The following is a 24,639-nucleotide window of genomic DNA, read 5'->3' as shown; positions in this document are numbered from 1 at the left end:
AGCCGCATCCGTTTGCTCCATCTGATCGCCCCGCCTGGCCGAAGAGGCCGCGCGGAAGCCGTTGAACCTCCTCCTTTCAGAAAGGATTCTCCCATGACCAAGGACAGCTATTTCCACAAATCCCGCGCCGGCGTTGCGGGTGCTCCGCTTTTCGTCTTGCTGCACGGCACCGGCGGTGATGAAAACCAGTTCTTCGATTTCGGCTCGCGTCTGTTGCCTGAGGCCACCATTCTCTCGCCGGTCGGCGATGTTTCCGAACACGGCGCGGCACGGTTTTTCCGGCGTACGGGCGAGGGCGTCTACGACATGGCGGACCTTCAGCGCGCAACCGAAAAGCTCGCCGATTTCGTCAAGGCGAACCGGGAGCATTATCAGGCCGGTCCGGTCATCGGCCTCGGTTTTTCCAATGGCGCGAATATTCTTGCCAATGTGCTGATCGAACAGCCCGAGCTTTTCGATGCTGCGGTGCTGATGCATCCGCTCATCCCGTTCGAGCCGAAGACCTCCCCCGCCAAAGCCACGCGCCGGGTGCTGATCACCGCCGGTGAGCGCGATCCGATCTGCCCCGTACCGCTGACCAAGGCGCTGGAACAGAACCTCAAGGCGCAGGGCGGCACGGTGGAAACCGTGTGGCACCCGGGTGGGCATGAAATCCGCTCCGGCGAGATCGATGCGGTCAGGGGTTTTCTGGCGGCTTACGGGGCGTAAAGTGCGCCGCTACTATCGGCTTTCTCCCTCAGGTGGGGAACTCAGGCGCATGTCAGTTCCTGACAAAGCGTCACACAAACTCGACGTCATCCTCGGGCTTGATCCGAGGACGACGGAGGAGAGGTTTGGGCACTAGCAACCGCAGACTAGGCTATTCCCGCCCCAGCCTCAGCGATATCCACATTGCTGCAGCTGCGCCTCGTAACGCATCGCCATGTTGGCGGAGCGGCGGGCGGCCTTCTGGACCGCGGAATTGTTGCGCCAGCTGCCCTTCGCATAACCGCCATGGCCGGAATAATAAGCGAGGTAGAGATTGTAGGGGTCGTTCAGCGAAATGCCGTTTTCGCGACGGCTCTTGGCGTGATACCAGCCGACGAAGTGGATGGCGTCGGTGAAATCGGTGCGGCTTGCCGACCAGCGGCCTGTTTCACGCTGGTAAACACTCCATGTGCCATCAAGCGCCTGCGCATAACCATAGGCCGTCGACTGGCGTTTCCACGGAATGAAGCCGAGAAGCTTGGTGCGGGGCGGCCGTGCATAGGGGCGGAAGGCGGATTCGGTGTAGATCGTCGCCATCATGACAGGCACGGGCACGCCGAACTCGCGCTCGGCCGCTTTCGCATCGCGCCGCCAATTGTTGAAGATGCCGTTCCGCTGCTCGAAAATCGCGCAGGCATTGGTCACCTGCGACGGTGCGGTGGCGCAGCCGGCGAGAACGAGCATCAGGAAAACAACGGCAGATACGCCACGCATAACGGAACCCTTTCGTTCCGCTATTCTTAAATTGCTAACCATTAACGTCGGGTTTTAAGACAAGGTTAATTCAAATGCCGCCGATCAAGGGCCTGTTAACCCGCTGAAAATTCCTGTGTCCGGGATGGGGCGAAACCGCCCCCCGAGCGCCTTTTTCAAGATGCGTTTATCCCCGCGCATCCCCGGTCCCGCCGGCCCGGCTATACTCGGCCCATCCCGGTTATCAGGCGTGCGCGCGGCGCAGGATGGGCGGGGCAGGCGGCCGAAACCGGGGAGTTTCCCGATGTCACGGTTGAGGCGGCCGGCATATGCCCATCCTCCAAACAGGAACCGGTTTGGTGGGCGGGTCATATGTTTGAAGCCGGGGCCGCATCGTCTGCAAAACCCTGCACTACCCTTTGATACCCCCCGCAGCGATGCGGCCCCTTTATCGCTTCCCGACGTTGCCCCGGAATTCGCGGCGACGATACCGGCGCATATTCGAAAAAAAGTGTTCTCTGTACAAAAATGAAAACCGATAAAATTGTAGCAATCGGCTTAAAGCGGCTGAAAACAGTCGTGTGCCATTGTGGGATCACAGACGGGGAGCGGCCTTTGAAAGAGACGCTTCCACGAAACAGAAATCGAGACCGGCACAAGCCGGCGGATCGCAAAACGGGGTATGAAATGCTGAAGAAGATTATTGCTGCCGCCATCTGCGGAATTGCCGTTGCTTCCATGTCCACCCATGCCGATGCGGCCGGTGCTGCCGGTTTTGCCCGTGGTTTTGCCGCCGTCGAGAAAAGCGCCGTCACCCAGATCGGCATTTCCGCGCCGGGTGGTTTTGATGGCTGCGTTCTTTCCGCCGGCCAATGCGTTTCCACCATCGCCGCGCCGCTGACCGGCGAGCGCCGCGAGGAACTGCTGCGCGTCAACCGCGATGTGAACGCCACAATGGGCGCGCTCGATGATTATTTTTCCGGTTTTGCAGCCGATGTTCCGGCAACGCCGTCGTTAAGCCTTGGCGATTGCGGTGATTGCGCCGCGATCAAGCGTGCTGCGCTCGCCGGCGCCGGCTGGTCTTCGAGCGCCCTGCGCCTTGCCTTTTCGCTGAACAATGACGGATCGCTCGAAAAAGTGCTGATCGTTACCACCGACAAGGGCGATATCGTCCTCGGCAACGCCGTCCTTTCTCCGGCTGAGCGCGAAACCGCGCTCTGACCTCTCGTTCGAGCATCGGAAACAGTTTTCGATCCGATGCTCCATTCTTTCATGCCTGCCAGACTACGCCGGTTTTCCTGACCCTTATGGGTTCAGGATGCCGGCGATTTTTTTCGTTCCGCCACGGCAATGCCGGCCAGCGCCATGATGAGCGCCATGATCTGATAGGTGTGCAGGGTTTCGCTGAGCACGAAGACGGACAGCAACGTGCCGAAGACGGGCACGAGGTTGATGAAGAGGCCGGCGCGGTTGGCGCCGATCTGTTCCACACCCTTGATGTAGAGGATCTGCGCGATGAGCGACGCAAAAATGGCGGCATAGACCACCAGCACCCAGCCCTTTTGATCCGGCCAGATGACGCTGTCGCGCGACATTTCCCAGAAAACCAGCGGGACGGAGGTGAGAAGGGCAAAAAAGGCGGGGATGGCCATCAGCGTGCGCCAGTCAACCGTGGGTTTCCAGCGCAGAATGACGGTGTAGATGGCATAGACCAGAACCGCGAGCAGCATGACGGCGTCGCCGGCATTCATTTCCAGCTGCAGCAGCGAGACCGGATCGCCATGCGAGGCGAGCAGTGCCACGCCTGAAATGGTGAGGCAGAAACCGGCGATCTGGCCGAACAGCACGCGGGTGCGGAACAGGATGAAGTTCAGCACGAAGATAACCATGGGAATGCCGGCCTGGATGACGGCGGCGTTGATGGCCGAGGTGTGCTGCAGGGCCGTGTAGAGAAACACGTTGAAGGCTGTGTAACCGACGCTGCCGAGCACGAGGAAATAGGGCAGGCGCTTTTTCACCACCGGCCAGTCCTTGATGAGCTGCGGCACGGAAATGGCGAAGATGATGGCGACGGCAAAGACCCAGCGCAGGAAGGTGAAGGCCATGGGGCTGATGTGGCCGACGGCGAGCTTGCCGGCAACGGTGTTGCCGCCCCAGCAGAGCGTGGCGATGATGAGGGCGATATAGGCTTTGGAGGGCACGCTGATGTTTCGCTTCTTCACGGGGCGGGAAAACGGCTAAGGGGTGAATGGCGGTCTTGCGCCCGCGCTTGGCCCCCACGGGGCGAGATAATGCGGGAAATCCGCGCCTTGTCACGGAAAAAGCAAAATTCTCCATAAGAAACAGGGTCGCTTTCCGTAAAACAACACAGTATACATTCGCGGGTTTGGGTTTCCCATCGGGTTATCGGGCGCGCAAGCGCCATGAGCAGGAAAGCAAGAAATGACGAATGTTGTGGTGGTCGGCTCGCAATGGGGCGACGAAGGCAAAGGCAAGATTGTCGACTGGCTGTCCGAGCGGGCAGATGTCGTCGTGCGGTATCAGGGCGGCCATAATGCCGGCCATACACTTGTCATCGACGGTGTCAGCTACAAGCTTTCGCTTCTGCCGTCCGGCGTCGTGCGTCCCGGCAAGCTTGCCGTCATCGGCAATGGCGTCGTCGTTGATCCGCATGCGCTGATCGCTGAAATCGGCCGTCTGGAAGCGCAGGGCGTCAAGGTGACACCGGAAAACCTGCGTATCGCCGACAATGCCACCCTCATTCTTTCGCTGCACCGCGAGCTGGACGGTATGCGCGAAGACGCCGCCTCCAACAGCGGCACCAAGATCGGCACCACCCGCCGCGGCATCGGCCCGGCCTATGAAGACAAGGTTGGCCGTCGCGCCATCCGCGTCATGGATCTCGCCGACATGGAGGCGCTTTCCGCCAAGGTCGATCGTATCCTGACGCATCACAATGCGCTTCGTCGTGGTTTCGGCGCGGCCGAAGTCTCGCATGAGACGATTATGGAAGAGCTGGGCTCTATCGCCGAGCGCATCCTGCCGTTCAGCGAAACCGTGTGGCTGCTGCTCGACAAGAAGCGCCGCGCCGGTGCGCGCATCCTCTTTGAAGGTGCGCAGGGCTCGCTGCTCGATATCGACCATGGCACATACCCTTATGTGACCTCTTCCAACACGGTTGCCGGCCAGGCCGCTGCCGGTTCGGGCATGGGGCCGGGTTCGCTGGGTTACATTCTCGGCATCACCAAGGCTTACACCACCCGTGTTGGCGAAGGCCCGTTCCCGACCGAACTGAATGACGAGATCGGCCAGTTCCTGGGCGAAAAGGGTCATGAATTCGGCACCGTCACCGGCCGCAAGCGCCGCTGCGGCTGGTTCGACGCCGCACTGGTGCGCCAGTCGGTCGCCACCAATGGTATTACCGGCATCGCACTCACCAAGCTTGACGTTCTCGACGGTCTCGACGAGCTGAAAATCTGCGTCGGCTACAAGCTCGACGGCCAGGAAATCGATCATCTTCCGGCAAGCCAGGGCGCGCAGGCGCGCGTCGAGCCGATCTACGTCACGCTGGAAGGCTGGAAAGAATCTACCGTCGGTGCCCGAAAATGGGCGGATTTGCCTGCTCAGGCAATCAAATATGTCCGTCAGGTCGAGGAATTGATCGGGGCGCCTGTCGCGCTTCTGTCGACAAGTCCGGAGCGTGACGACACCATACTTGTGACTGATCCGTTTGAGGATTAATGTCCTCGGCGATCTAGATTCATAAACCATATCGGGCCGGTACGTCGCCGGTCACGACGAGAAAGTGCTTATGGCGGATTTTGTAGCAGTCATTCGCAAGGCCGTGGATGGCTTGGCGAACAATACTCCCGAAAACCGGGCGAAGGTTTACGACAAGGCGCGCAGTGCGGTTGTGCGCCAACTCGAGAATATGAAGCCACGTCCGCCGGAAGAATTGTTGCGCCGGCAGATCGCCAAGCTGGACGCCGCCATTGCCGAGGTCGACAGCGAATATGCCGAGGCGCTTCCCGCGCTTGAGGATGATGACGCTATCTCCCCGGCAGCCGAAGAGACGGCGGCATCCTACTACCAGCAGGATGCTGCCGACGCAGACGAGGCCCGCGCCGCCGAACCTGTGGAACAGGCTGAGCAGGAAGAGGAACGGCACGAGCCGGTCTATGAAGAGCCCGCACCCGCCGAGCCTGCACAGCCGGAGCCGGTTTACGAAGAACCGGCCGAAGAGGAAGAGCCCCGGCACGTCGAAGCCGTTGCCGATGAGGAGCAGCGTCACGGCGAACACGAGCCGGAAGAGCTTTATGATGCGCCGGAAACGGTTCATGCCGCTCCGGCCCCGGCACACGTTTCCGACGAGGCCGTTGGCACCTATTTCACGCGGGCGGATGAAGAGCCGGCTCAACAGCCGGAGCCTGAAACGGCGCCCGGCCCCGCCGATGATTCCGTTCCTTCCCATTGGGCACAGCCGGTGGATGAGGATGACTGGCGCAAGCTCGATGAAGCGCGGGATGACGATCTGCGTCCGGCCGCCGAGGAATATGAAGAGGTTCGCAACGAGACCGACGAACGTCCGCTCGTTGCCGGTTACGCTGCGCAGCATTACCAGGAACCGGAAGTAAGCTTCGAGCCGGCCCCTTACGAAGACGATGAGCGTCGCGAGGCGGACGACCATTTGGGCCCTGCCGCCGTGGAGCACGCGCCCGCCTTTGGTGGTCGGCACGATTTTGACGAACATCGCCAGACGGAAGAGCAGGCTCCGAAAAAGACAGCCGTGGTCGAGGATTTCTCGTCTTACTTCCAGGATGCGGATATTGCCATTCCCGCCAAGGACGCGCCGGCGCTGCCGCGCGCGGATAACGATCCCTTCGGTGATCAGGCCGCGGCAAAGGACAATAAGGAACGCACACCCTGGGACGATCTGGACGAGCTGATCGGTTATGACGGCGCGTCGCCGTCCACCCGTCAGGCTTCGGACGAAACGAATGGCGTGGGCGCTGCCGCCGCGACGCCCGCCTATATGGTCAAGAAGAAACCGCGTCGCAACTATGCGTCGCTGGTGCTTGCCCTTGTCGGCGTGGCGCTGCTTGCCGGCGGCGGTTATGCCGTGTGGATGAACCGCGATGCGCTGAACGATATGGTAGGCGGGCTGGTCAGTTCCGCACAGAACGGCGGCAACACCCAGACCTCTTCGAACGGCACGGGTGAGGCGCAGACGCCGACACCGCCGGCGACCCAGCAGCCGCCCGCCACCGGGCAGCAGCCGACAACCCCGACCAACCATCAGACCCCGACCCATGGCGATGACGGCTCCGTCACCGGCACCAAGTTTACCCAGCGGCTTCTGGCCGATGGCACCGAGCGTGACGAGGGACCTGCCGCCGGTGCGAACGGCCAGCCGGTGACGGCCGAAGGCCAGTCGGTCTATGAGCAGAATGTCGCGCCGCCGCCCGCGGGCGAGGCTCCGGCCAATAATGCCGGTGCGCCCGCCGGAACCCCGGCTGGCACGCCGCCGGCGCAGCAGCCTGCCGCTGCCGCTACCGGCGACCGCATGTTCCTTTATGAGGAAGTGCTGGGCCAGACGGTTCCGACCGCCATTCAGGGCAGCGTTTCCTGGTCGCTGCAACAGGAAAGTGACGGCGAAGGCAAACCTTCGCCCACCGTGCAGGGCCAGATCACGGTTCCCGGCCGTGGCCTCAGCGCGCTCATCACCTTCAAGCGCAATACCGATCCGTCGCTGCCGGCGAGCCATCTGATCGAGATCGTCTTCTCGGTTTCGCCCGGCTTCGAAGGTGGCGCCATCGACAGTGTCCAGCGCATTGCGATGAAGAGCACCGAGCAGGATCGCGGCAACGCGCTGATCGCGGTTCCGGCCAAGATCACCGACGATTTCCACATGATCGCGCTCAACGACTTCCCGGATGCGATGAAGACCAATCTGGAGCTTCTGAAGAGCCGCAACTGGATCGATATTCCGGTGTCGTATCGCAATGGCCGGCGTGCGCTGCTGACCCTGCAAAAGGGCAATGACGGCATCGCCGCCTTCGACAAGGCGCTCAGCGAATGGGCGGCGGCAGCGCCGGCGACCGGACAGTGATGATTTAAGGGCGGCCCAGGCCGCCCTTAACATTTCAACATATCCAAGCACTGGCTTATTGCCCGGCGAGATTCCCTCTTCCGTCATACCGGCCTTGAGCCGGTATCCAGCCAGCCCTAGCCCTTGGGCTGAAAGGACTCTTCTCGCCGCGCAGACGCGCGTCGCCTGGATTCCGGCTCTTAAGGCTGGAATGACGGTCGATGGGTTGTCATGGTGAGGGCTCAACGGTTGGCAACGGGCGTTGCCGGACATTTATCCCCGTTTGGCTTTCACACATAAAAAATCCTCGGCCGAGGGCCGAGGATGATGTCGTTCGTGGATGGCGTGCTCTCCTTAAGAGAGTGTCGCCTTAAGCATCCACCACGCGCAAAGCACGCGCGGCTTCCAGCGCTTCCTTCTGCACCGCTTCCTGCACCTTCTCGAAGGCGCGAACCTCGATCTGACGCACGCGTTCGCGGCTGATGTCGAACTCGGAGGAGAGTTCTTCCAGCGTCACCGGGTCTTCGGCAAGCCGGCGGGCCTCGAAGATGCGGCGTTCGCGGTCGTTCAGCACGCCCATGGCCTTGGCCAGCATGCGGCGGCGGGTTTCCAGTTCGTCCTGCTCGATCAGCACGGCTTCCTGGCTTTCATGGTCATCCACCAGCCAATCCTGCCATTGGCCGGATTCGCCCTCGGACGCCTTGATCGGCGCATTCAGCGAGGCGTCGCCATGCAGGCGGCGGTTCATCGAGATGACTTCTTCCTCGGAAACCTGCAGCTTGGTGGCGATTTCCTTGACGTGTTCCGGCTTCAGATCGCCGTCGTCGATCGCCTGGATGCGGCCTTTCAGCCGGCGCAGGTTGAAGAACAGGCGTTTCTGGTTGGCCGTCGTGCCCATCTTCACCAGCGACCACGAGCGCAGGATATATTCCTGGATCGAAGCCTTGATCCACCACATGGCATAGGTGGCCAGACGGAAACCACGTTCCGGATCGAACTTCTTGACCGCCTGCATCAGACCGACATTGCCTTCGGACACGACTTCGCCGATCGGCAGGCCGTAACCGCGGTAACCCATGGCGATCTTGGCGACGAGACGCAGATGGCTGGTGACGAGCTTGTGGGCGGCGTCGCGGTCACCATGCTCGGCGTAACGCTTGCCAAGCATGTATTCTTCCTGCGGCTCCAGCATCGGGAATTTACGGATTTCGTCGAGATATCTATTGAGACCGGCTTCGCCGGCTGTAATCGTAGGCAAACTATTGCGGGCCATAAAGCACCCCCTTATCTATGGTCTGGAACGGCACCCTCTTTGGTCGGCGATTAACCCACCGGAGGCGCACCGTAAGCTGCGGGTCGTTACCGACCCCGCACGAACCCATGTGACAGATATGTACGCGCCCGCCGCGTTTCAAGCGAACGCTGCGTTCACACATGCGTTATGTTGAGGCGACACCCTCTTTGACCTGTTTAACTTTCGAACGGTAGATTCGTTCCGAAAAACCGCCAAGGCCGGAGCGCACCATCAGCTCATACATGACCCGCCGGCGCATGGGATTGTGCAGGCGAATCACCTTCGAGCCGAGGAACTGCGTCTCGACATGGCCCAACCCCTGCAGATCGGGATCGGCGGCAATCGCGCCGGCATAGGTCGCGTGAAATTCCCGCCGGCAGACATAGGTCTTGTATTTGGTCATGCCGAAGCAGACGAGGTTATGGCCATGGGTGCGAAGGAAATCGGCGACGCCCACCGTCACCTCCGGCCAGGCGGGGTTGAAGGTGTCGTCGAAGACGATGACGCCGTGCGGCGCGATCACCTCCATCGCCAGTTTCGCATCGGCCAGCACATGGTGCAGGTGGTGGCCGCCATCGATGCTGAAGAAACGGGCCGGGCCGATCTTCGAGGTGATGTCGGCGGGTGCCAGCCGCGTGCTGTCGCCCCTGATGATCAGTTCCTCATCCATCGCAAAACCCAGCCGGCGGCCGTTTTCCATCAGGCGCTCATATTGGTCGAGGCTACCATCTTCGGGCGGGTCGAGATCGAACAGGTCGACGCCCAGCACCTTTTCCTGTGCCTGGGCGAATTTGCGCAGCAGGAAATAGGAGCGGCCATAATAAACGCCGATTTCCGCCATGCCGCCATCGAGACCCCGGCTCGTCTGCGCCTGCAGCAGCGCCTTGAAGACAAGCGCATCGGGCGGATCGATATAGCCTTCGACGCTGCGCAACTCCTGAAATATAAACTGGCGGTCTTCGATATTCATTCGCGAGAGATCCCGTCATCATGCCGGTTCCGTTCGAGGGAGGCGAATTGAACGTTCGGCGTTTCCTGCGGCGTCAGTGGTCGCCAAGCTCTTGTGCGGCCACGGTTTTCACGGCGGCGGTTTCAAGCTTTGCGGGGGCCGAGGAGGTGTGACGATTGAAGCGAAATTGGGGCGGTCTATAAAAAGGACCGACTGCGGAATATCGCTATCCGCTAATCTTTTTTTATTATCCGGGGCTTCCGGCGAAATACATGGCGCAGTTTTTTTGACCGCGCCATGCGGGTTTTTCAGCCGCGCAATGCGGCGAGCAGCGCTTCCATGTCATCCGGCAGGTCGGTTTCGAACTCCATCACCTCGCCTGTACGGGGATGTTCGAAGGCGAGCAGATAGGCATGCAGCGCCTGGCGCGGAAAGCGGCCAACGGTGCTTTTTGCCGGTTCTTCCAGCAGGTTCGCCTTGGTGCGGAAGGCGGCGCCATATTCGGGATCACCGATCAGCGGATTGCCGATATGGGCCATGTGCACGCGGATCTGGTGGGTGCGGCCGGTTTCCAGGCGGCATTCCACCATCGAGGCGAGGCAGGTGGCGTCCGGTCGTTCATGGTAACGCTCCATCACCTCATAATGGGTGATCGCCTCGCGAGCGTCATCCGAATCCTCGTGTTTGACGGCGCGTTTGGTGCGGTCGGCACTGCGGCCGAGTGCTGCGTCGATGGTGCCGCGCAGGGTGCGCGGGCGGCCCCAGACGATGGCCTTGTAGGCCCGCTCCAAAGGTCCGGTGCGGCCGTGATCGGCAAATTGCGCGGCGAGATGCCGGTGGGCATTGTCGTTCTTCGCCACGACCATGACGCCTGACGTTTCCTTGTCCAGCCGGTGCACGATGCCCGGCCGCTTGACGCCGCCAATGCCGGAGAGGCTGTCGCCGCAATGGTGGATGAGGGCGTTGACCAGCGTTCCCGTCCAGTTGCCGGCGCCCGGATGCACGACGAGCCCGGCGGGCTTGATGAGCACGATCAGGTCTTCATCCTCATATTCCACGTCGAGCGGAATGTCCTCGCCCTTGGGTTCCGGGTCTTCCGGTTCCGGCATCACGATCTCGATGCGATCGCCGGGATGCACCTTCTTTTTCGGCTCCGTCACCGGCTGGCCGTTGAGAGAAACCGCGCCCTGCTCGATCAGCGCCTTCAGGCGGCTGCGGGAGAAGTCGCCGCTCACCTCGCCCGCCAGCCAGGAATCGAGGCGGCCTTCGGCGTCTTCCCCGGCAATCAGGACTTTCCTTGCGTCTCCGCCTTGTTTAAAGGGGTCGTTCATTCTTATTTTTCCGATCCATCAGCATTTCAGGGAACCCGATGACGCAGATCGAGCAAGACGAACAGGAAGACAAGCCGCTTGATCCGGCCATGGAAAAAGTTCGCCGCAAGATGATCCGTTTGCAGATCGTGTCGGGCTCCGTGATGTTTATCAGCCTTATGGCCGTCTTCGGTGCGGTTGTCTACAAGGCGATGGGGCCGTCGAAAGCGGTTCAGACCCAGGCGGAAGCGCCAAACCTCGCCGTCCCGACCGGTAATGGCCCGCTTGCCGTCACCGCCAGCCTGCCGCAGGGCTTCACGATCGACAATGTCAGCTATTCCGGCGGCGACATGCTGTTTTACGGCCGGCTCGCCAACGGCACGCGCAAGGCGCTGGTTTTCAACGTCGCGGCCGGCCGGTTCCTTGCCGATGTGACTGTTGATGGCCAGTGAGGGCAGTGACCTGCTGGACGGGCGGGCGCTGATCCCGGTCGGGGATCCCGCCGATCCGCGCATCGCCGCCTTTCGCGATATTCGCGAGCGCGACCTCACCGGCCGGCAGGGGCGTTTCATTGCCGAAGGCACGGTGGTGCTGCGCATGCTGGCAGCCGCCCACAAGGCGGGTGGTGATTTTGCAGCGGAAAGCATCCTGATCCTGCGCAACCGGCTTTCCGGCGTTGCGGATATTCTTGCCGATTTTCCTGATGATGTGCCGGTTTACGTGGCCGAAGCGCCGGTGCTTGATGGCATTGTCGGTTTTCACCTGCATCGCGGCATTCTGGCGCTCGGCCGCCGGGTTCAGGATCGCGGGCTTACCGAAATGACGGCGGCGCTTCCTCCGTCTTCACTGGTGCTCGTGGGCTGCGGCATTTCCAATCACGATAATCTTGGGGCGATGTTCCGCAATGCGGCGGCCTTTTATGCCGATGCGGTGTTTCTCGACGAGACCTGCTGCGATCCGCTCTATCGCAAGGCGCTGCGTGTTTCCGTCGGATCAGTTCTTTCGGTTCCCTATCATCGCGGCGGCGGTGCGGTGGAGATGCTGGAGCGGCTTTCTGAGGCCGGGTTTGCGATCTGGAGCCTTTCGCCTGGTGGCGAGACCGAGATCCGCAATATCCCCCGCTCCGAGCGCATGGCGCTTGTCATCGGCACGGAAGGCGAGGGGTTGCCGCAATCGGTGCTCTCGCGGTTTCATACGGCACGGATCGCGCAGTCGCCGCAGCTGGATAGCTTGAATGCGGGGACGGCTTCGGGGCTGGCGCTTTATCAGATGGCGGGGGTGATCGGGCGGGTTTAGGCCATCGGTGGGTGTGGTTTACCCCCCTCTGCCCTGCCGGGCATCTCCCCCTCAAGGGGGGAGATCGACAAGCGGCCAGGTTTCGGCCATCTCGACGTTTGAGAATGAAGTGATGTTAGTGCTTCTTGCCGATCTCCCCCCCGAGGGGGAGATGCCCGGCAGGGCAGAGGGGGGTAAAACCACACCCTCAGTGTTTCCGCTTCTCCATCACCACCTTCGCCCGCTTCGCAAGGCTGTCCCGCCCCGATGAGCCGGAGGCCTTGGCAAGCAGCCCTGGAATGGGCGATGTCTCGCCCTCCTGCGCCGCCGTGAGCGCGATCATCTCAGCGGCGATGCGGGCGATTTCGCCGCGGATCGGTTCGTCATTGCCGGTGCCGCGCACATTCAGCAGGCGCTCGGTGAGCGCGGTGCCCTGATTGCGGATATCCTCGATTTCCTGTTCCAGACCTTCTGACGCCGGCGCCGTTGTCTTCTCAACCGGTGAGATGGCTGCCTCCTCGGCGGCGACCGCCGGTGTCGCCTCTGCTTCGGCGACGGGTGCGACTTCAAGCGCGGCGGCTGGGGCCGGCTGTGGCGGCGGGTTTACCGCCTTCTCAACCGGCACGGCAGGGTTCGGCAGACGAATGATCATGTCGTTGGCGCGGCCGCCGGTTGCGGCAAGCTGTTCCTTGAGACGGGCGGCTTCCTGGTTGCGCAGCGTCAGCATCGTGTCGAGATCGGCGTTTTTCGCCATGAGCGTAGCGACCTGTTCTTCCAGCCGGGTGACCTTGCGGCTTTCGCGCGCAACCGCCGTCATGGCTTCCTTGTTACGGGCCGCCACGTCCTGCAGTTCACGGGTCGCCGTCTCGCCTTCCTTGCGGAAGCGCGTGGCGCTCTGCTTGGCCTGTTCTGCCTCCAGATCGCGGGTGGCAGCGAGGATTTTCGAATCATCCAGTTCGCGCGTCAGATTGGTGAGGCGGGCGGTGAGATCGGACATCTGGCTGGCGCGCTCGTTGGCGGCCTGCTCCTGTTGTGCGAGGTTCGCCTGTATGATGCCGGCGCGTTCTTCGCTGGCATCAAGCGCTGCGCGCAATTCGCCGATTTCCAGCGTCAGCTCCTCGATTTTCAGGGAGAAGCTGCGATTCTGCTCGCCAAGGCGATAGGCATCGCTGGAAGCGGCTTCGTTGGCGAGGCGCAGCGAGGTGTTCTTTTCCCGTTCCGTATCCAGTTCCTGGCGGACCTTGGCGTTTTCGGCGGCGTAGAGCGCACGCGCCATGTCCTTCTGGGCGCGGACTTCCTGCGGGCTGATGGGCATTGTCGCGCGTATGCGGTTTTCCGTATAGGCGACGATGCGGCGATGGATCGCGGGTGCGATCAGCAGGGCCAGCAGGGTTGCGGTGAGAAAACCCAATCCGAAGAGAATGGCATATTCGATCACGCGGGACAGTCTCCGAAACTCAGATACGCGCGCATTCGGAAAGAGGGGCGCGAAAGCACGTTACGCTATTATTGCAACCGTGGGGAGGGGTGTCGCACCGTCAAAACCGGCCCGTTATTTCCTCCCGCCCCGGCTTTAGCGAATCAGAAGGGGTTCCAGGTCGGCTGCTGGGTGAGCTTCAGGTAGCCGACATTGATGCCGAGGCGCGCGCCGATGCCGGTGCGGATGGGCGCGAGGGTCACGTCGCTGCTCTTCAGATAGGTCATGCCGACGCCGGCGACGATGAAGGCGGAGCCGCTCACACCGCCGTAACGGCGGTAAAGCGCATCGACGGAGGGCAGGTTATAGACCAGCATCATGGCGCGGGTGCCCTGGCCGCCGTAATCGAGGCCGAGCGACGGGCCCTGCCAGAAGACGGGGTGCTGGCCGGCGTTCTTGGTATAAAGCGTGCCTTCGCCATAGGTGAGGCCCGCGACGAAAGCGCCGGAGCCTTCCTGCCCGAGAATGTAACCGTTTGGAAGACCGTATTGCTGGAAGGCGCGCTCCACCACCTTGGCAAGACCGCCGGTGGTTTCACCGAAGAATCCGTGGCCTGCATCCACGACTTCCTGGAACGAATATTGATCGCTGTTCTGGGCCGAGGCCGGTGCGACCCACATCAAGAGGCTCGCAAGGAGCGCGACAATCTTTCCCAGTCCGAGGCGTGCAATGGTGCGGGTTTTCGTAAGGCGCATCGTCATGTCCGTCCGTCTGTTTCGTTAGCGCATAAGCCCGAAAATCCGAATCGGTTTTCGAAAGGGCCGGTCGCGCAGAGTCAAAGTTCTACAGCATGTTTCGCGCATCCTTGCGGATACACGGGGCTCCAGTGTGGCCTGTTAAGGCATTTGGCATTTTGAAACCATCCTATTAACAATCGGTTTACCAAATATGGTGTCATTATGGCTTAACAATTTCCACACCGTCCGCGCCTCCCTTGCGCAGGAGAGAATTTTATGACCAGCAAACTCAATATCACGCTGTCCGGTCCCGATCTGGCGGCTCTTCTGTGCAGCCGTGTGTGCCATGACGTTATTTCTCCTGTCGGCGCCATCAATAACGGCCTCGAACTTCTGGACGAGGGCGGCACGGATGACGATGCGCTCGATCTCATCCGCACGTCAGCCCTTAACGCATCCGTGCGGCTGAAGTTCGCCCGCCTTGCTTTCGGTGCTTCCGGCTCCGCCGGCGCGTCGATCGACACCGGTGAGGCCGAAAAGGCCGCCCAGGATTTCGCCGCCGCCGAAAAGAAGGCGGAAGTGAGCTGGAACGGCCCGCGCGCCATCGTTGCGAAGAATCGTGTCAAACTTCTGCTCAACCTCTTCCTCGTGTCTTACGGCGCCATTCCGCGCGGCGGCAATGTGGATGTGCTGCTGGAAAGCCCAGACGGCGACGCCAGGTTCGAAATCACCGTCAAGGGCCGGATGATGCGCGTGCCGGCCAAGTTCGTGGAAATTTACGAAGGCAGGTTGGAAGAGGCGGTCGATGCCCATTCCGTTCAGCCTTATTACACGCTGCTTCTGGCCGAAGAGGCCAATATGGCGGTGGAATACAAGGTGCATGACGATCGCATCGTGTTTACGGCGAAGACGATTACGGAGTGATCGTTTCGATGCGACAGTGACGCCATCAGGGGTCGGGCCGGCTTTTGCCAGTGCCCGGCCTTTTTCTTTTCAGAGGAGGAGGTCTCATGATCCGTGTCGAAACCGCGCGTCTCCTGCTGCGGCCGCATGCCATCGAGGACGAAGCACGTTATTGCTCCTTCTGGAGCGCGGATGTTCATCCGATCCCGGGCGTGAGCTCGATCGCGCCGCTCGATCCCGAACTCGCTTTCGCGCGGCTTCTGCGTTTCATCGGCCACTGGTCCGTCTTCGGTTTCGGCCCCTTCGTTGTGGAGGAAACCGCCACGGGACGAATCGTCGGCGAGGTGGGGCTGGCCCATATGCGCCGTGGACATGGCGCGGATTTCGACACCGCGCCGGAGGCCATGTGGAAGATTGACAGGGATCTGACGGGCAAGGGTGTAGCCAGCGAAGCGGTGCAGGCCGCCCTTGGCTGGTTTGATGCCAAGGGCATATCGAACCGGATCGTCTGCATGATCGATCCGCTGAATGCGCCCTCGCTCGCGATCGCCGCCCGTTTCGGCTTCTGTCCTTTCCGGGAAACGACCTTCCGCGACAGTCCCGTGCGGCTTTTCGAGCGGATCGCGGATATCTAGCGCTCGGCATAACAGGAAGCGTTTGCGAGCGAGTCGCTGTCTCGATTGCGTTTCAGGACGACCTGAAACCTGTTTGAGGTCTCGGCAGGCGGCGTTTTGAACCAAGGGTTGGTCCATATCAACTCCTGGAGCATCCCATGCGCTATTTCATTCTGGCGATACTCGTCATCTTTTCCACTGCTCAGGCCGCAAGGGCGGAAAGCGGTATCGGCTTTAAACAGATCGAATTGCCGGATGAGGGGGGCGCGAGAACGCTTGCCGTTTCATTATGGTACCCGGCCGCGCCCTCGGGCAAAAGCGAGATCGTCGGCGAAAATGCCGCATTTTACGGTCTTGAGGTTCAACCGGGTGCCTCTTTCCTTAACGGTTCCCGTCCGCTCGTGTTGCTGTCGCACGGTTTTGGCGGTAGCTGGCGCAATCTGAACTGGATTGCCGGCGAGCTTGTTCGGGAAGGTTATGTCGTGGCCGCTCCGGATCACGGCGGCGAATCATTTACCGAAGAAAATGCGACCGAGATCGTTCCATTGTGGGAACGGCCGCGCGACATCAGCAGAACGCTGACGGCCTTGCTTGGCGATGATCGATTCGCCGGCAGGATCGATGGGACGCGCATCGCGGTTATCGGCCATTCCCTCGGCGGCTGGACCGCGATGGAACTGGTTGGCGCGCGATACAGCGCCGATCTTGCCCTGAGGGATTGCGGCGCAGAGAAGCGCCCGCCGCAATGCAAGGCTCCCCGGCTGCTCGCCAAAGTCGGGGTTGTCGGTGACGGCAAGGCCGATCCGCGCCTTTCGATGGATTTGAAGGATACCCGCATCCGCGCCGCCATCGCGCTGGATCTCGGGCCGGCTGCGGGTTTCCTGCCGGAAACGCTGCAGGCCGTCAGCGTACCGGTTCTGGTTCTGGCGGCAGGTGTGGAGACACCAGAGATCGCCGCCATCAAGGCCGATTCCGAATACATCGCCCGGCATTTGCCAAAGGCGACGACGGTTTATCGGGACATACCGGATGCCAGCCATTTCAGCTTCATGCAGATTTGTAAGCCGAACGGCGAAAAGATCGTGGAGGAACTTTCACCGGGTGAGGGTTTCGTCTGCCGGGATGGCGGCGGCAGGGACCGCATGGCTATCCATGCGCAGATCACGGAGGCAATCCTCGGCTTTCTGAAAGTGGAAATGCGTTAGGTTGGATTTTCGGGACGCCTCGCGACCGTAATGGCCGCAAGGCGTCCCTCTTTCAAACGGGGTTTACCTGATAGTGCCGATAAACGAGGTCTTCGGGATCGGAACGAGGTGCTGCCGGATCGAGCTTTCCGCCGATTCGTTCGGCGACGGCCGCTGATTTGCGGTTTTGCGGCGAGACGTAGCTGACAAGCGTGGGCAGGCTCAGGGTCCTGAAGGCCCAGTCGCGCAGCGCCGAGGCGGCTTCAGCGGCATAACCGCGCCCCTCATGGCCTTCGTAAAGCAGCCAGCCAAGTTCCTTTTCCGGAAACAGCGGACCGTGATTGATGCCGACCTGGCCGATACATTCCCCCGTTTTGCCAAGCTCGATCATTAGCGCGCCATGGCCGAAAAAGTACCAGTTGGCCAGATCGTGGCAGAACACGCCCCATGTTGAGGGCAGGTCGTATGGTCCGCCGACACCGATGGAGCGCGGCGACGTCATGAAGTTCCGATAGGCGGGGAAATGCGCCATGGTCAGCGGGCGCAGCGTCAGGCGATCCGTCTTGAGGGTTGGGATGGCGTGGTTCATGTACCGGCGTCCTTTGGCGATGCGTGGCCAGGTCTTTCTCTCCTCATTGCTGTGCTTGTCACAGGAATTCGGTCGACGCGCGTCTGCGCGGCGGAGAGTCCTTTCAACCCAAGGACTTGGGCTGGCTGGATTCCTGTGACAGGCACAGCAATGAGGAGAGAAAATCGCAACAAAAAACCCGCCGTTTCCAGCGGGTCTTTTAAAAACTGTCCTGTTCCGGATTGGATCAGGCGGTTTCGAGGAATTCCGTGGCGCCGTCAGGCTCGCGCAGAACATAGCCACGGCCCCAGACGGTTTCAATGTAGTTTGCGCCGCCTGCAGCATTTGCGAGCTTCTTGCGCAGCTTGCAGATGAAGACGTCGATGATCTTCAGTTCCGGTTCGTCCATGCCGCCGTAGAGGTGGTTCAGGAACATTTCCTTGGTCAGCGTCGTGCCCTTGCGCAGCGAAAGCAGCTCGAGCATCTGATATTCCTTTCCGGTCAGGTGAACGCGCTGGCCGCCCACTTCAACCGTCTTGGCATCGAGATTGACGATCAGCTCGCCGGTGGCGATGACCGACTGCGCATGGCCCTTGGAACGGCGGACGATGGCATGAATGCGGGCAACAAGTTCGTCCTTGTGGAACGGCTTCGTCATGTAATCGTCTGCGCCGAAGCCGAGGCCGCGAACCTTGTCCTCGATACCGGCCATGCCGGACAGGATGAGGATCGGCGTCTTGACCTTGGAGAGGCGAAGCGTTCTCAGAACCTCGTAACCCGACATGTCGGGCAGGTTGAGGTCGAGAAGAATAATATCGTAATCGTAGAGCTTGCCGAGGTCCACGCCTTCCTCGCCGAGGTCGGTCGTGTAGACGTTAAAGCTTTCCGACTTGAGCATCAGTTCAATGCTCTGCGCTGTCGCGCTGTCGTCTTCAATAAGTAGAACCCGCATAATTATCCCCTTTGCCGCCCGCGAACCGGTAAATCATTGCCTCGCGCGATGCGGATCCAGACGTTGCCTGATTTGCAGGCTGCCACCAAATGGTTAACAAATTCTAATTGCCTTTGGCAAGGTGTATCGAATTTATTAAGCAAAGAAGGCATTTCGCTGTTTTTGCACGTGAATCCACCATCGCCAAAATTGAAGCTCAACGTGAGGATTTCCCGCTAAGTGATTCAATCGACTCTTACATCGTCTGGCCCGTTTTTTTGGACCTGGCATTTACCGACCCTTAAATGATCGTGTTTATCATTAACGATGCCCGTAAACGAAAGGTTAACGGCGGCGGTTTTTTATTAACGCCGGGTAACTTTTGGGAATCATTCCGGGACAGGGGTCAACCCTTACGGAAAAACGGGCGGGTTAAACGGGCCGGTCAGGGGGGCATAGTGCCTTTTTGATCCGGGTCTCGCTATCCATGGAGTATTGCGTATGAAGTCGCGTGACAGCCTGGTTCGCCTGAAGGAATTTCAGGTCAATGAAAAACGCCGGCAGCTTAACCAGCTGCAGCAGATGATGTCCGAGTTTGAGCGGATGGCAAAGGAACTGGTGCATCAGATCTCTCTGGAAGAGAGCAAGTCGGGCATTACCGATCCGACACATTTCGCCTATCCGACCTTCGCCAAGGCCGCGCGCCAGCGGGCGGATAATCTTCAGGTCTCGATCCGGGAGCTGAAGGCCCAGCAGGAGGCCGCCGAGGCTTCGCTGGAAGAGGTGCAGGCCGAATATGAAAAGGCCGCCGCACTGGAAAACCGCGACGGAGCCATCCGCGCCCGCGCCTGACCGCAGGCGCAAAAGCTGACGAATGATCGTCCTCATTGACGGCTGCCGGTGGATCAGGAGGCGGCTTTCAATGACGGGACGCCGTGCATTTTTTTAAAAGGCCGCTCCTTAAGGGCGGCCTTTTGTTTTGCGGCGTCGCCGGTGTTTCCCGCCGGGACGGTCATGCCCGATTTCGATTGTCCGGAAGTTGGGAAAGGCGTATTTTACGGGGGTTCCGACCGTGAGCCGGAGGCTTTTACGCGCACGCGCCCCGTGCAGGCGCGGGCGGCTATTGCAGGGAGGAAAAAATGGCCCGCCAATATATCGATTGCCGTGAATTCCCCAGTGACAGCAGATGCACCGTTGCCATTTCCGCCGATTCTCAAGAAGAGCTTATGGAAGCGGCCGTGCAACATGCCGTGGCGGTGCATGGCGCAGAGGATACGCTGGAATTCCGTGAAGAAGTCCGCCGGAGCATGCATGCCGGGACGCCGCCGTTGAAGGTGGCGTGATTGCTGGCACACCTGAAAATCTCTCCGCCGTCATGCCGGACTTGATCCGGCATCCAGCCGACGCGCGCCTGCGCAACGAGAAGTGTCTTTTCAGCTCAATGACTGAGCTTGCTGGACCCCGGCTCAAGGCCGGGGTGACGGAGTGTGGATGCTCCGTTTTGGCCAAAACACCCGTAGATAGCTGCCATTACGCTCTTTATGTCTGCCATTTTACCCCTGGATCACATCCGCCCATTCGGCATGGCGCAATGTCTGGGCCTTGAAGAAGGGGCAGAGCGGAATGATCTTCCAGCCGCCCTTGCGGGCTTCATCAATCGCATGGGCGGCGAGCGTCTGGCCGACACCCTTGCCGCGCAGCGCATCGGGCACACCGGTATGGTCGATGATGATGAGGGAAGGGGAGGTGCGCGAATAGGTCATCTCCGCCTTGTGGCCGTCGATGGTCGCCGAATATTCGCCGCGCGATCCGGTTTCGGTGGTCTTGATGTCCATGGTCTCTGCCTCCGCATTGCTGTTCGTTTTCGCCACTCTAACGGCTTGCGCCTGAATTGAAACAGCGCGATAGCGAACGCAGCGGACACAAACCGGCGACAATCACCGGCTCTGTCGGGCAGTTTTCAGGAGAAATCCGAAATCAAACCGAAAGCCCCGTCGATGATCCGGCGGGGCGTTCTGGAATTCGGTTTGGGGGCGCGTTACCGCGCCGGCGCACTGTTTAGTGGCGATATTGCTGAATGCGCGTGGTGCGCAGACCGGCGAGGCCATGATCGGAGATCGAGGACTGCCAGGACAGGAATTCTTCAACGGTGAGCGTATAACGCTCGCAGGCTTCCTCGAGGCTCAGCAGTCCTCCGCGTACCGCGGCAACCACCTCCGCCTTTCTGCGAATGACCCAGCGACGGGTATTGGCAGGCGGAAGATCCGCAATCGTCAGAGGGCTGCCATCGGGGCCGATGACATATTTAACTCGTGGGCGTATCATTTCGGTCATTGGACACTCTATACAAACTCAAGACCATATGACGGGAACTCTATCCCGGTACCTTTAAAAATTGCCTAAGCAGCTCGTGACAATTTATTAAGAATTTGAACGGTTTCGCCTGATTTGTTCGAGTCGCCTTATTTTGCCGGGAAAAAATTTTTCCAAAAAACGCAATTTTTCTCTCTCATCGGTTGTTTCCGTCAGAGTGCCGCAAGCGAAAGGCACGTTTTCCCGCTGCCCTGGGTAAATTCCGCCGTTCCCTCATGCTGCAGCCGCAGGCGGTCGCCGGCATCGAGCGGAAGGATCGATGTTGCCGACTGCTGTGTGCCTGAGGTCGATGCATTTCCTGTCATGCCGAAACTGGCCGCCGCACCGTTGATGAAAAGCGTCACCCGGTGGCCGGAGGAGGAGACCACGGCGAGCGACAATGCTGCCAGATAAAGGCCCTTTGCCGGAACGACGAGTTCACGCCCGTCGGTTCCCAGGGTTTCCCCGAGCGCAAATCCACCCTCGGCGATGAAGAGCACGGAAAAACCCGCCGCCGAGCCATTGGCGGGTTTCGTCGTGCCCGAGGGCAGGCCGGCGACGGCGAGTGGGCGGTTGGGCATCGAGACCCGGCCATCGCCGCTGCACAGAAGCGCCGTGTGCCAGGAGGTGCCATCCACACTGGTCTTGATCGAAAACCCGTCATGGCCGGCAAGGCCCATTTCCGCCCGGCCGCTCCAGCCGGATTGGAACAGCAGCGTGGCGGTATCGGCTTTTGCCGCCTTGTTGATCGTCATGCGGTGGCTGCCGTCTTCCTCGGCATGGGTAAAGAGGCTGGCGGGGGAGGCAAGCGCCAGCCGGTTGGTGTCATCGGCCTCCGCGCCGATCCCCAGCCGCTCCTGCCGGCCGGTGGCCGGCAGCGGCATGTCGCGCCAGCTTCCGTCTTGCAGCAGGCGATATTTGCTCTCGGTCGCAAACCATGCCGTCCAGCCCGGCTGCGGTACTATAAAGAGCCACGCGCCATCCTGCCGGAACGCGAGCCTGCCGCCCTTGCCGGCCCAGTCGCCGGCGGCGTCCGGCGTCAGCAGGAAACAATCGCCCTCGGCCGCATTTTCGGGCGGGGCGGCAACGGCAGCCTTGATGGTGAGCTGCACGATTGCATCCAGCCTTTGCAGGGCTTCGTTGTGGGTGACGTGTTTTTGGGCCTGTGAGGGCAGGATGTAAGGAAGCCGAAGTCTCGCCGTCTGTTCCGTCATGATGTGCCTTCCGCGTTGTGGTGTTTCCTTGCGGGGCATTGTGACGGGGGGACGTGGGGTGGGGATGAGTGGGGATGGATTATTTTTTGTTGGGCCTTGGTGGGCGAGGCTTCACCCCCCCCTCTGCCCTGCCGGGCATCTCCCCTTCAAGGGGGAGATCGACTCGCGGGCAGGCTTCGCCCATCTCAGCATTTGCGAATGAAGTGGTGGTAGTGCCTCCGGCTGATCTCCCCCTTGAGGGGAGATGCCCGGCAGGGCAGAGGGGGGGAAGCCTCATACGCCGAAGCAGGGATCGATCCGCGCTTTGCAAGAGCCGCAGGAAACGCCGAGCGCCTGTTACCCCGCGTGTTCCACCGCCATCGCCCCCTCGGCAATGAAGTCCGGATTGGCCAGCGCATCCTCGCCATCGCCCCTCACCGCATAGACAAGGGGCCTGCCCTCGCAATCGAGCGTCCTGCCGCCTGCGGCGCGCAGCACGGCGTCGCCGGCGGCCGTGTCCCACATCATGGTACGGCTGAAGCGGGGGTAGATATCGGCAGCGCCTTCCGCCAGCATGCAGAATTTCAGCGAGGAGCCGACGGAAATGCAGTCTTTCAGCCCGTGTTCGGCCACGAAGGCTTCCGTCTTCGCCGTGCAATGCGAGCGGCTGATCAGCGCCACGGGCGAAGCGCCGCGCTGACGCGCCCGGATGGGGTGGCGCGAAAGGATTGCGCCTTCGCCTGATATTGCGAGCTTTTCGGCGGCGTTTTCTTCACCCGTCCACGCCTGTCCACGGCAGGGGGCGTAAACGACGCCGGCCACCGGAACGCCATTGCGGATGAGCGCGATATTGACGGTGAAATCGTCCTTGCCGGCAATGAATTCCTTGGTGCCGTCAAGCGGATCGACGAGAAAGAATTCCGCACCGGTTTCCGGCAGGATGCCGTTTGAGACAGCCTCTTCGGCCACCACGGGGATGTCAGGAAAATGGAGGGCCAGCGCCGCAAGGATGATCACCTCGGCACGCTGGTCGGCCTCGGTCACGGGCGAACAGTCGTCCTTGTATGACGCATGTGGGCCGGCGCGATGGACCGCCATGATGGCCTGCCCGGCGTCCAGCGCCGCTTTCGTCAATATGTCGATCATCTCTTTGCCAATTGTATCCCGTCTGCGGGATATCGCCGTTCCGATATTCGCTACTCCTTTGCCCGCTGCCCGTCAAATAATGGCATTGGACAATGCTAAAATAAGCATCCAACCGTCATTTTTTCAGCACTTCCTGCCAAAATCATGGCTCTTTTGACCGGGAAAGCGGCAGTCCATGTGGAAATTCCAAATTTTGTGCAGGATCGCCCGTTTTTGACTTCACATTTTTAACGAACACGATATGCATTTTGAGGGTGGGGGTCTGCCTGAAAGGCTTCCCCTATAATTAACATAACGAGGCGTGACCCATTCGAGGTCGTGCCCGGGGGAAAGACATGGAGTATTTTATCCAGCAGCTCATCAACGGGCTGACTCTTGGATCGATCTACGGCCTCATCGCTATCGGCTATACGATGGTTTACGGCATCATCGGCATGATCAACTTCGCCCATGGCGATATTTTCATGCTTGGCGGCTTCGCCGCCCTGATCGTTTTCCTGATCGTGACATCTTTTGTCGCCGGCATTCCGGTGGCGCTTCTTCTGCTTTTGATGATGGTCGTCGCCATGCTGATGACCGGCCTGTGGAACTGGGTGATCGAGCGCGTCGCCTACCGCCCGCTCAGAGGTTCGTTCCGTCTTGCACCGCTGATCACTGCCATCGGCATGTCGATCGCGCTGTCCAACTTCATCCAGGTCACCCAGGGTCCGCGCAACAAGCCGATCCCGTCCATGGTGACGGAAAGCTATCATTTCGGCGCCATTACCGTCTCGCTGAAGCAGCTGATCATCATGGTCGTCACCTCGGTGCTGCTCTTCGCCTTCTGGTATATCGTCAACAAGACCCCGCTCGGCCGGGCGCAGCGCGCCACCGAACAGGACCGCAAGATGGCCGCATTGCTCGGCGTTGATGTCGACAAGACCATCTCCATCACCTTCATCATGGGTGCGGCGCTGGCTGCGGTCGCGGGCACCATGTATCTGATGTATTATGGCGTTGCCTCGTTCAGCGACGGCTTCATTCCCGGCGTCAAGGCGTTTACCGCGGCCGTTCTCGGCGGCATCGGCTCGCTTCCGGGCGCTGTTCTCGGCGGTCTGCTGATCGGTCTCATTGAATCGCTGTGGTCGGCCTATTTCTCCATCGCCTACAAGGATGTCGCGGCATTCGGCATTCTGGCTTTCGTGCTGATCTTCAAGCCGACCGGTATTCTCGGTCGTCCGGAAGTCGAGAAGGTGTGA

The 24,639-nt window shown here is 60.6% G+C and carries 25 protein-coding genes; 12 read left to right on the top strand and 13 right to left on the bottom strand.

Features of this window, described 5'->3' with window-relative positions:
- The first annotated feature begins 93 nt into the window (after nucleotides 1–93).
- The gene (locus tag QRN60_RS12065; RefSeq protein WP_111834089.1) at nucleotides 94–708 is read left to right on the top strand and encodes an alpha/beta hydrolase; all 615 of its coding nucleotides are present in this window, start codon (nucleotides 94–96) and stop codon (nucleotides 706–708) included.
- A gap of 168 nt (nucleotides 709–876) precedes the next feature.
- On the opposite strand, the gene QRN60_RS12060 is transcribed toward QRN60_RS12065, so the two are convergent.
- Nucleotides 877–1,461 (bottom strand): transglycosylase SLT domain-containing protein, encoded by a 585-nt coding sequence (locus tag QRN60_RS12060; RefSeq protein WP_004429977.1) that lies wholly within the window; start codon nucleotides 1,459–1,461, stop codon nucleotides 877–879.
- A gap of 666 nt (nucleotides 1,462–2,127) precedes the next feature.
- Here QRN60_RS12060 and QRN60_RS12055 point away from each other — a divergent pair.
- Complete coding sequence (locus QRN60_RS12055; RefSeq protein WP_060723664.1) at nucleotides 2,128–2,661, top strand: transglutaminase-like cysteine peptidase; 534 nt, start codon at nucleotides 2,128–2,130, stop codon at nucleotides 2,659–2,661.
- A 92-nt stretch (nucleotides 2,662–2,753) separates the two neighbouring features.
- Here the strand turns inward: QRN60_RS12055 and QRN60_RS12050 are convergent, their stop codons facing one another.
- Complete coding sequence (locus tag QRN60_RS12050; RefSeq protein WP_162692636.1) at nucleotides 2,754–3,641, bottom strand: EamA family transporter; 888 nt, start codon at nucleotides 3,639–3,641, stop codon at nucleotides 2,754–2,756.
- Nucleotides 3,642–3,882: 241 nt separating this feature from the next.
- Between QRN60_RS12050 and QRN60_RS12045 the strand changes: the two genes are divergently transcribed.
- Both QRN60_RS12045 and QRN60_RS12040 read left to right on the top strand, forming a co-directional pair.
- The gene (locus tag QRN60_RS12045; RefSeq protein WP_004429984.1) at nucleotides 3,883–5,181 is read left to right on the top strand and encodes an adenylosuccinate synthase; all 1,299 of its coding nucleotides are present in this window, start codon (nucleotides 3,883–3,885) and stop codon (nucleotides 5,179–5,181) included.
- Between the two features lie 70 nt (nucleotides 5,182–5,251).
- Nucleotides 5,252–7,549, top strand: a complete 2,298-nt coding sequence (locus tag QRN60_RS12040; protein WP_165000630.1) for a hypothetical protein — start codon at nucleotides 5,252–5,254, stop codon at nucleotides 7,547–7,549.
- A 349-nt stretch (nucleotides 7,550–7,898) separates the two neighbouring features.
- Here QRN60_RS12040 and rpoH read toward each other — a convergent pair whose 3' ends face one another.
- The 3 genes from rpoH to QRN60_RS12025 all read right to left on the bottom strand — a co-directional run bounded on the left by rpoH (nucleotide 7,899) and on the right by QRN60_RS12025 (nucleotide 11,102).
- Nucleotides 7,899–8,801: an RNA polymerase sigma factor RpoH gene (rpoH, locus tag QRN60_RS12035; protein WP_003491840.1), complete on the bottom strand. Its 903-nt coding sequence runs from the start codon at nucleotides 8,799–8,801 to the stop codon at nucleotides 7,899–7,901.
- A 166-nt stretch (nucleotides 8,802–8,967) separates the two neighbouring features.
- Nucleotides 8,968–9,792 carry a class I SAM-dependent methyltransferase gene (locus QRN60_RS12030; RefSeq protein ID WP_020811946.1) on the bottom strand — a complete coding sequence of 275 codons (825 nt, stop codon included), beginning with the start codon at nucleotides 9,790–9,792 and terminating at the stop codon, nucleotides 8,968–8,970.
- A 287-nt stretch (nucleotides 9,793–10,079) separates the two neighbouring features.
- The gene (locus tag QRN60_RS12025; RefSeq protein WP_004429992.1) at nucleotides 10,080–11,102 is read right to left on the bottom strand and encodes an RluA family pseudouridine synthase; all 1,023 of its coding nucleotides are present in this window, start codon (nucleotides 11,100–11,102) and stop codon (nucleotides 10,080–10,082) included.
- Nucleotides 11,103–11,140: 38 nt separating this feature from the next.
- Between QRN60_RS12025 and QRN60_RS12020 the strand changes: the two genes are divergently transcribed.
- Nucleotides 11,141–11,533 (top strand): hypothetical protein, encoded by a 393-nt coding sequence (locus QRN60_RS12020; RefSeq protein WP_004429994.1) that lies wholly within the window; start codon nucleotides 11,141–11,143, stop codon nucleotides 11,531–11,533.
- Entirely contained in the window at nucleotides 11,523–12,377 is an 855-nt protein-coding gene (locus QRN60_RS12015) for a TrmH family RNA methyltransferase (protein ID WP_004429996.1), read from the top strand. Before QRN60_RS12020 ends, QRN60_RS12015 begins: the two co-directional genes overlap by 11 nt.
- Before the next feature lie 187 nt (nucleotides 12,378–12,564).
- On the opposite strand, the gene QRN60_RS12010 is transcribed toward QRN60_RS12015, so the two are convergent.
- Both QRN60_RS12010 and QRN60_RS12005 read right to left on the bottom strand, forming a co-directional pair.
- Nucleotides 12,565–13,794, bottom strand: coding sequence for a coiled-coil domain-containing protein (locus QRN60_RS12010; RefSeq protein WP_129565094.1), 1,230 nt, complete (start codon nucleotides 13,792–13,794; stop codon nucleotides 12,565–12,567).
- Nucleotides 13,795–13,937: 143 nt separating this feature from the next.
- On the bottom strand, nucleotides 13,938–14,534 hold the full coding sequence (locus QRN60_RS12005) for a DUF1134 domain-containing protein (protein WP_020011624.1): 597 nt from the start codon (nucleotides 14,532–14,534) through the stop codon (nucleotides 13,938–13,940).
- Nucleotides 14,535–14,786: 252 nt separating this feature from the next.
- Between QRN60_RS12005 and chpT the strand changes: the two genes are divergently transcribed.
- The 3 genes from chpT to QRN60_RS11990 all read left to right on the top strand — a co-directional run bounded on the left by chpT (nucleotide 14,787) and on the right by QRN60_RS11990 (nucleotide 17,232).
- Entirely contained in the window at nucleotides 14,787–15,434 is a 648-nt protein-coding gene (chpT, locus tag QRN60_RS12000; protein WP_004430002.1) for a histidine phosphotransferase ChpT, read from the top strand.
- A gap of 86 nt (nucleotides 15,435–15,520) precedes the next feature.
- Nucleotides 15,521–16,048 carry a GNAT family N-acetyltransferase gene (locus QRN60_RS11995; RefSeq protein ID WP_004430003.1) on the top strand — a complete coding sequence of 176 codons (528 nt, stop codon included), beginning with the start codon at nucleotides 15,521–15,523 and terminating at the stop codon, nucleotides 16,046–16,048.
- Between the two features lie 137 nt (nucleotides 16,049–16,185).
- The gene (locus QRN60_RS11990; protein WP_165000629.1) at nucleotides 16,186–17,232 is read left to right on the top strand and encodes an alpha/beta hydrolase family protein; all 1,047 of its coding nucleotides are present in this window, start codon (nucleotides 16,186–16,188) and stop codon (nucleotides 17,230–17,232) included.
- Nucleotides 17,233–17,284: 52 nt separating this feature from the next.
- Here QRN60_RS11990 and QRN60_RS11985 read toward each other — a convergent pair whose 3' ends face one another.
- The gene (locus QRN60_RS11985) at nucleotides 17,285–17,800 is read right to left on the bottom strand and encodes a GNAT family N-acetyltransferase (protein ID WP_129565093.1); all 516 of its coding nucleotides are present in this window, start codon (nucleotides 17,798–17,800) and stop codon (nucleotides 17,285–17,287) included.
- 226 nt (nucleotides 17,801–18,026) lie between these two features.
- Entirely contained in the window at nucleotides 18,027–18,731 is a 705-nt protein-coding gene (gene ctrA / locus QRN60_RS11980; protein ID WP_003522926.1) for a response regulator transcription factor CtrA, read from the bottom strand.
- Nucleotides 18,732–19,211: 480 nt separating this feature from the next.
- Here ctrA and QRN60_RS11975 point away from each other — a divergent pair, with 480 nt between their 5' ends.
- Both QRN60_RS11975 and QRN60_RS11970 read left to right on the top strand, forming a co-directional pair.
- Nucleotides 19,212–19,562: a flagellar export protein FliJ gene (locus tag QRN60_RS11975; protein ID WP_003491821.1), complete on the top strand. Its 351-nt coding sequence runs from the start codon at nucleotides 19,212–19,214 to the stop codon at nucleotides 19,560–19,562.
- A gap of 287 nt (nucleotides 19,563–19,849) precedes the next feature.
- Nucleotides 19,850–20,053, top strand: a complete 204-nt coding sequence (locus tag QRN60_RS11970) for a DUF1059 domain-containing protein (RefSeq protein WP_004430026.1) — start codon at nucleotides 19,850–19,852, stop codon at nucleotides 20,051–20,053.
- A gap of 210 nt (nucleotides 20,054–20,263) precedes the next feature.
- Here the strand turns inward: QRN60_RS11970 and QRN60_RS11965 are convergent, their stop codons facing one another.
- The 4 genes from QRN60_RS11965 to cysQ all read right to left on the bottom strand — a co-directional run bounded on the left by QRN60_RS11965 (nucleotide 20,264) and on the right by cysQ (nucleotide 23,401).
- Nucleotides 20,264–20,545, bottom strand: coding sequence for a GNAT family N-acetyltransferase (locus tag QRN60_RS11965; RefSeq protein WP_004430028.1), 282 nt, complete (start codon nucleotides 20,543–20,545; stop codon nucleotides 20,264–20,266).
- A 223-nt stretch (nucleotides 20,546–20,768) separates the two neighbouring features.
- Complete coding sequence (gene sciP, locus QRN60_RS11960; RefSeq protein ID WP_004430042.1) at nucleotides 20,769–21,044, bottom strand: CtrA inhibitor SciP; 276 nt, start codon at nucleotides 21,042–21,044, stop codon at nucleotides 20,769–20,771.
- 191 nt (nucleotides 21,045–21,235) lie between these two features.
- A complete protein-coding gene (locus QRN60_RS11955; RefSeq protein ID WP_129565092.1) occupies nucleotides 21,236–22,276 on the bottom strand; it encodes a DUF2793 domain-containing protein in 1,041 nt (346 codons plus the stop codon).
- 336 nt (nucleotides 22,277–22,612) lie between these two features.
- Nucleotides 22,613–23,401 (bottom strand): 3'(2'),5'-bisphosphate nucleotidase CysQ, encoded by a 789-nt coding sequence (gene cysQ / locus QRN60_RS11950; protein WP_129564873.1) that lies wholly within the window; start codon nucleotides 23,399–23,401, stop codon nucleotides 22,613–22,615.
- Between the two features lie 335 nt (nucleotides 23,402–23,736).
- On the opposite strand from cysQ, the gene QRN60_RS11945 reads away from it, so the two are divergent.
- Nucleotides 23,737–24,639: a branched-chain amino acid ABC transporter permease gene (locus QRN60_RS11945; RefSeq protein WP_004430050.1), complete on the top strand. Its 903-nt coding sequence runs from the start codon at nucleotides 23,737–23,739 to the stop codon at nucleotides 24,637–24,639.

This window comes from Agrobacterium sp. CFBP2214 (assembly GCF_030209895.1).
Taxonomy (GTDB): Bacteria; Pseudomonadota; Alphaproteobacteria; order Rhizobiales; family Rhizobiaceae; genus Agrobacterium; species Agrobacterium radiobacter.
This window is presented reverse-complemented; position numbering and strand designations above follow the sequence as displayed.

Coding starts and splice junctions, on each gene's coding strand:
- QRN60_RS12065 (WP_111834089.1), top strand. CDS start 94: ATGACCAAGGACAGCTATTTCCACAAATCCCGCGCCGGCGTTGCGGGT.
- QRN60_RS12060 (WP_004429977.1), bottom strand. CDS start 1,461: ATGCGTGGCGTATCTGCCGTTGTTTTCCTGATGCTCGTTCTCGCCGGC.
- QRN60_RS12055 (WP_060723664.1), top strand. CDS start 2,128: ATGCTGAAGAAGATTATTGCTGCCGCCATCTGCGGAATTGCCGTTGCT.
- QRN60_RS12045 (WP_004429984.1), top strand. CDS start 3,883: ATGACGAATGTTGTGGTGGTCGGCTCGCAATGGGGCGACGAAGGCAAA.
- QRN60_RS12040 (WP_165000630.1), top strand. CDS start 5,252: ATGGCGGATTTTGTAGCAGTCATTCGCAAGGCCGTGGATGGCTTGGCG.
- rpoH (WP_003491840.1), bottom strand. CDS start 8,801: ATGGCCCGCAATAGTTTGCCTACGATTACAGCCGGCGAAGCCGGTCTC.
- QRN60_RS12030 (WP_020811946.1), bottom strand. CDS start 9,792: ATGAATATCGAAGACCGCCAGTTTATATTTCAGGAGTTGCGCAGCGTC.
- QRN60_RS12025 (WP_004429992.1), bottom strand. CDS start 11,102: ATGAACGACCCCTTTAAACAAGGCGGAGACGCAAGGAAAGTCCTGATT.
- QRN60_RS12020 (WP_004429994.1), top strand. CDS start 11,141: ATGACGCAGATCGAGCAAGACGAACAGGAAGACAAGCCGCTTGATCCG.
- QRN60_RS12015 (WP_004429996.1), top strand. CDS start 11,523: ATGGCCAGTGAGGGCAGTGACCTGCTGGACGGGCGGGCGCTGATCCCG.
- QRN60_RS12005 (WP_020011624.1), bottom strand. CDS start 14,534: ATGACGATGCGCCTTACGAAAACCCGCACCATTGCACGCCTCGGACTG.
- chpT (WP_004430002.1), top strand. CDS start 14,787: ATGACCAGCAAACTCAATATCACGCTGTCCGGTCCCGATCTGGCGGCT.
- QRN60_RS11995 (WP_004430003.1), top strand. CDS start 15,521: ATGATCCGTGTCGAAACCGCGCGTCTCCTGCTGCGGCCGCATGCCATC.
- QRN60_RS11990 (WP_165000629.1), top strand. CDS start 16,186: ATGCGCTATTTCATTCTGGCGATACTCGTCATCTTTTCCACTGCTCAG.
- QRN60_RS11985 (WP_129565093.1), bottom strand. CDS start 17,800: ATGAACCACGCCATCCCAACCCTCAAGACGGATCGCCTGACGCTGCGC.
- ctrA (WP_003522926.1), bottom strand. CDS start 18,731: ATGCGGGTTCTACTTATTGAAGACGACAGCGCGACAGCGCAGAGCATT.
- QRN60_RS11975 (WP_003491821.1), top strand. CDS start 19,212: ATGAAGTCGCGTGACAGCCTGGTTCGCCTGAAGGAATTTCAGGTCAAT.
- QRN60_RS11970 (WP_004430026.1), top strand. CDS start 19,850: ATGGCCCGCCAATATATCGATTGCCGTGAATTCCCCAGTGACAGCAGA.
- QRN60_RS11965 (WP_004430028.1), bottom strand. CDS start 20,545: ATGGACATCAAGACCACCGAAACCGGATCGCGCGGCGAATATTCGGCG.
- sciP (WP_004430042.1), bottom strand. CDS start 21,044: ATGACCGAAATGATACGCCCACGAGTTAAATATGTCATCGGCCCCGAT.
- QRN60_RS11955 (WP_129565092.1), bottom strand. CDS start 22,276: ATGACGGAACAGACGGCGAGACTTCGGCTTCCTTACATCCTGCCCTCA.
- cysQ (WP_129564873.1), bottom strand. CDS start 23,401: ATGATCGACATATTGACGAAAGCGGCGCTGGACGCCGGGCAGGCCATC.
- QRN60_RS11945 (WP_004430050.1), top strand. CDS start 23,737: ATGGAGTATTTTATCCAGCAGCTCATCAACGGGCTGACTCTTGGATCG.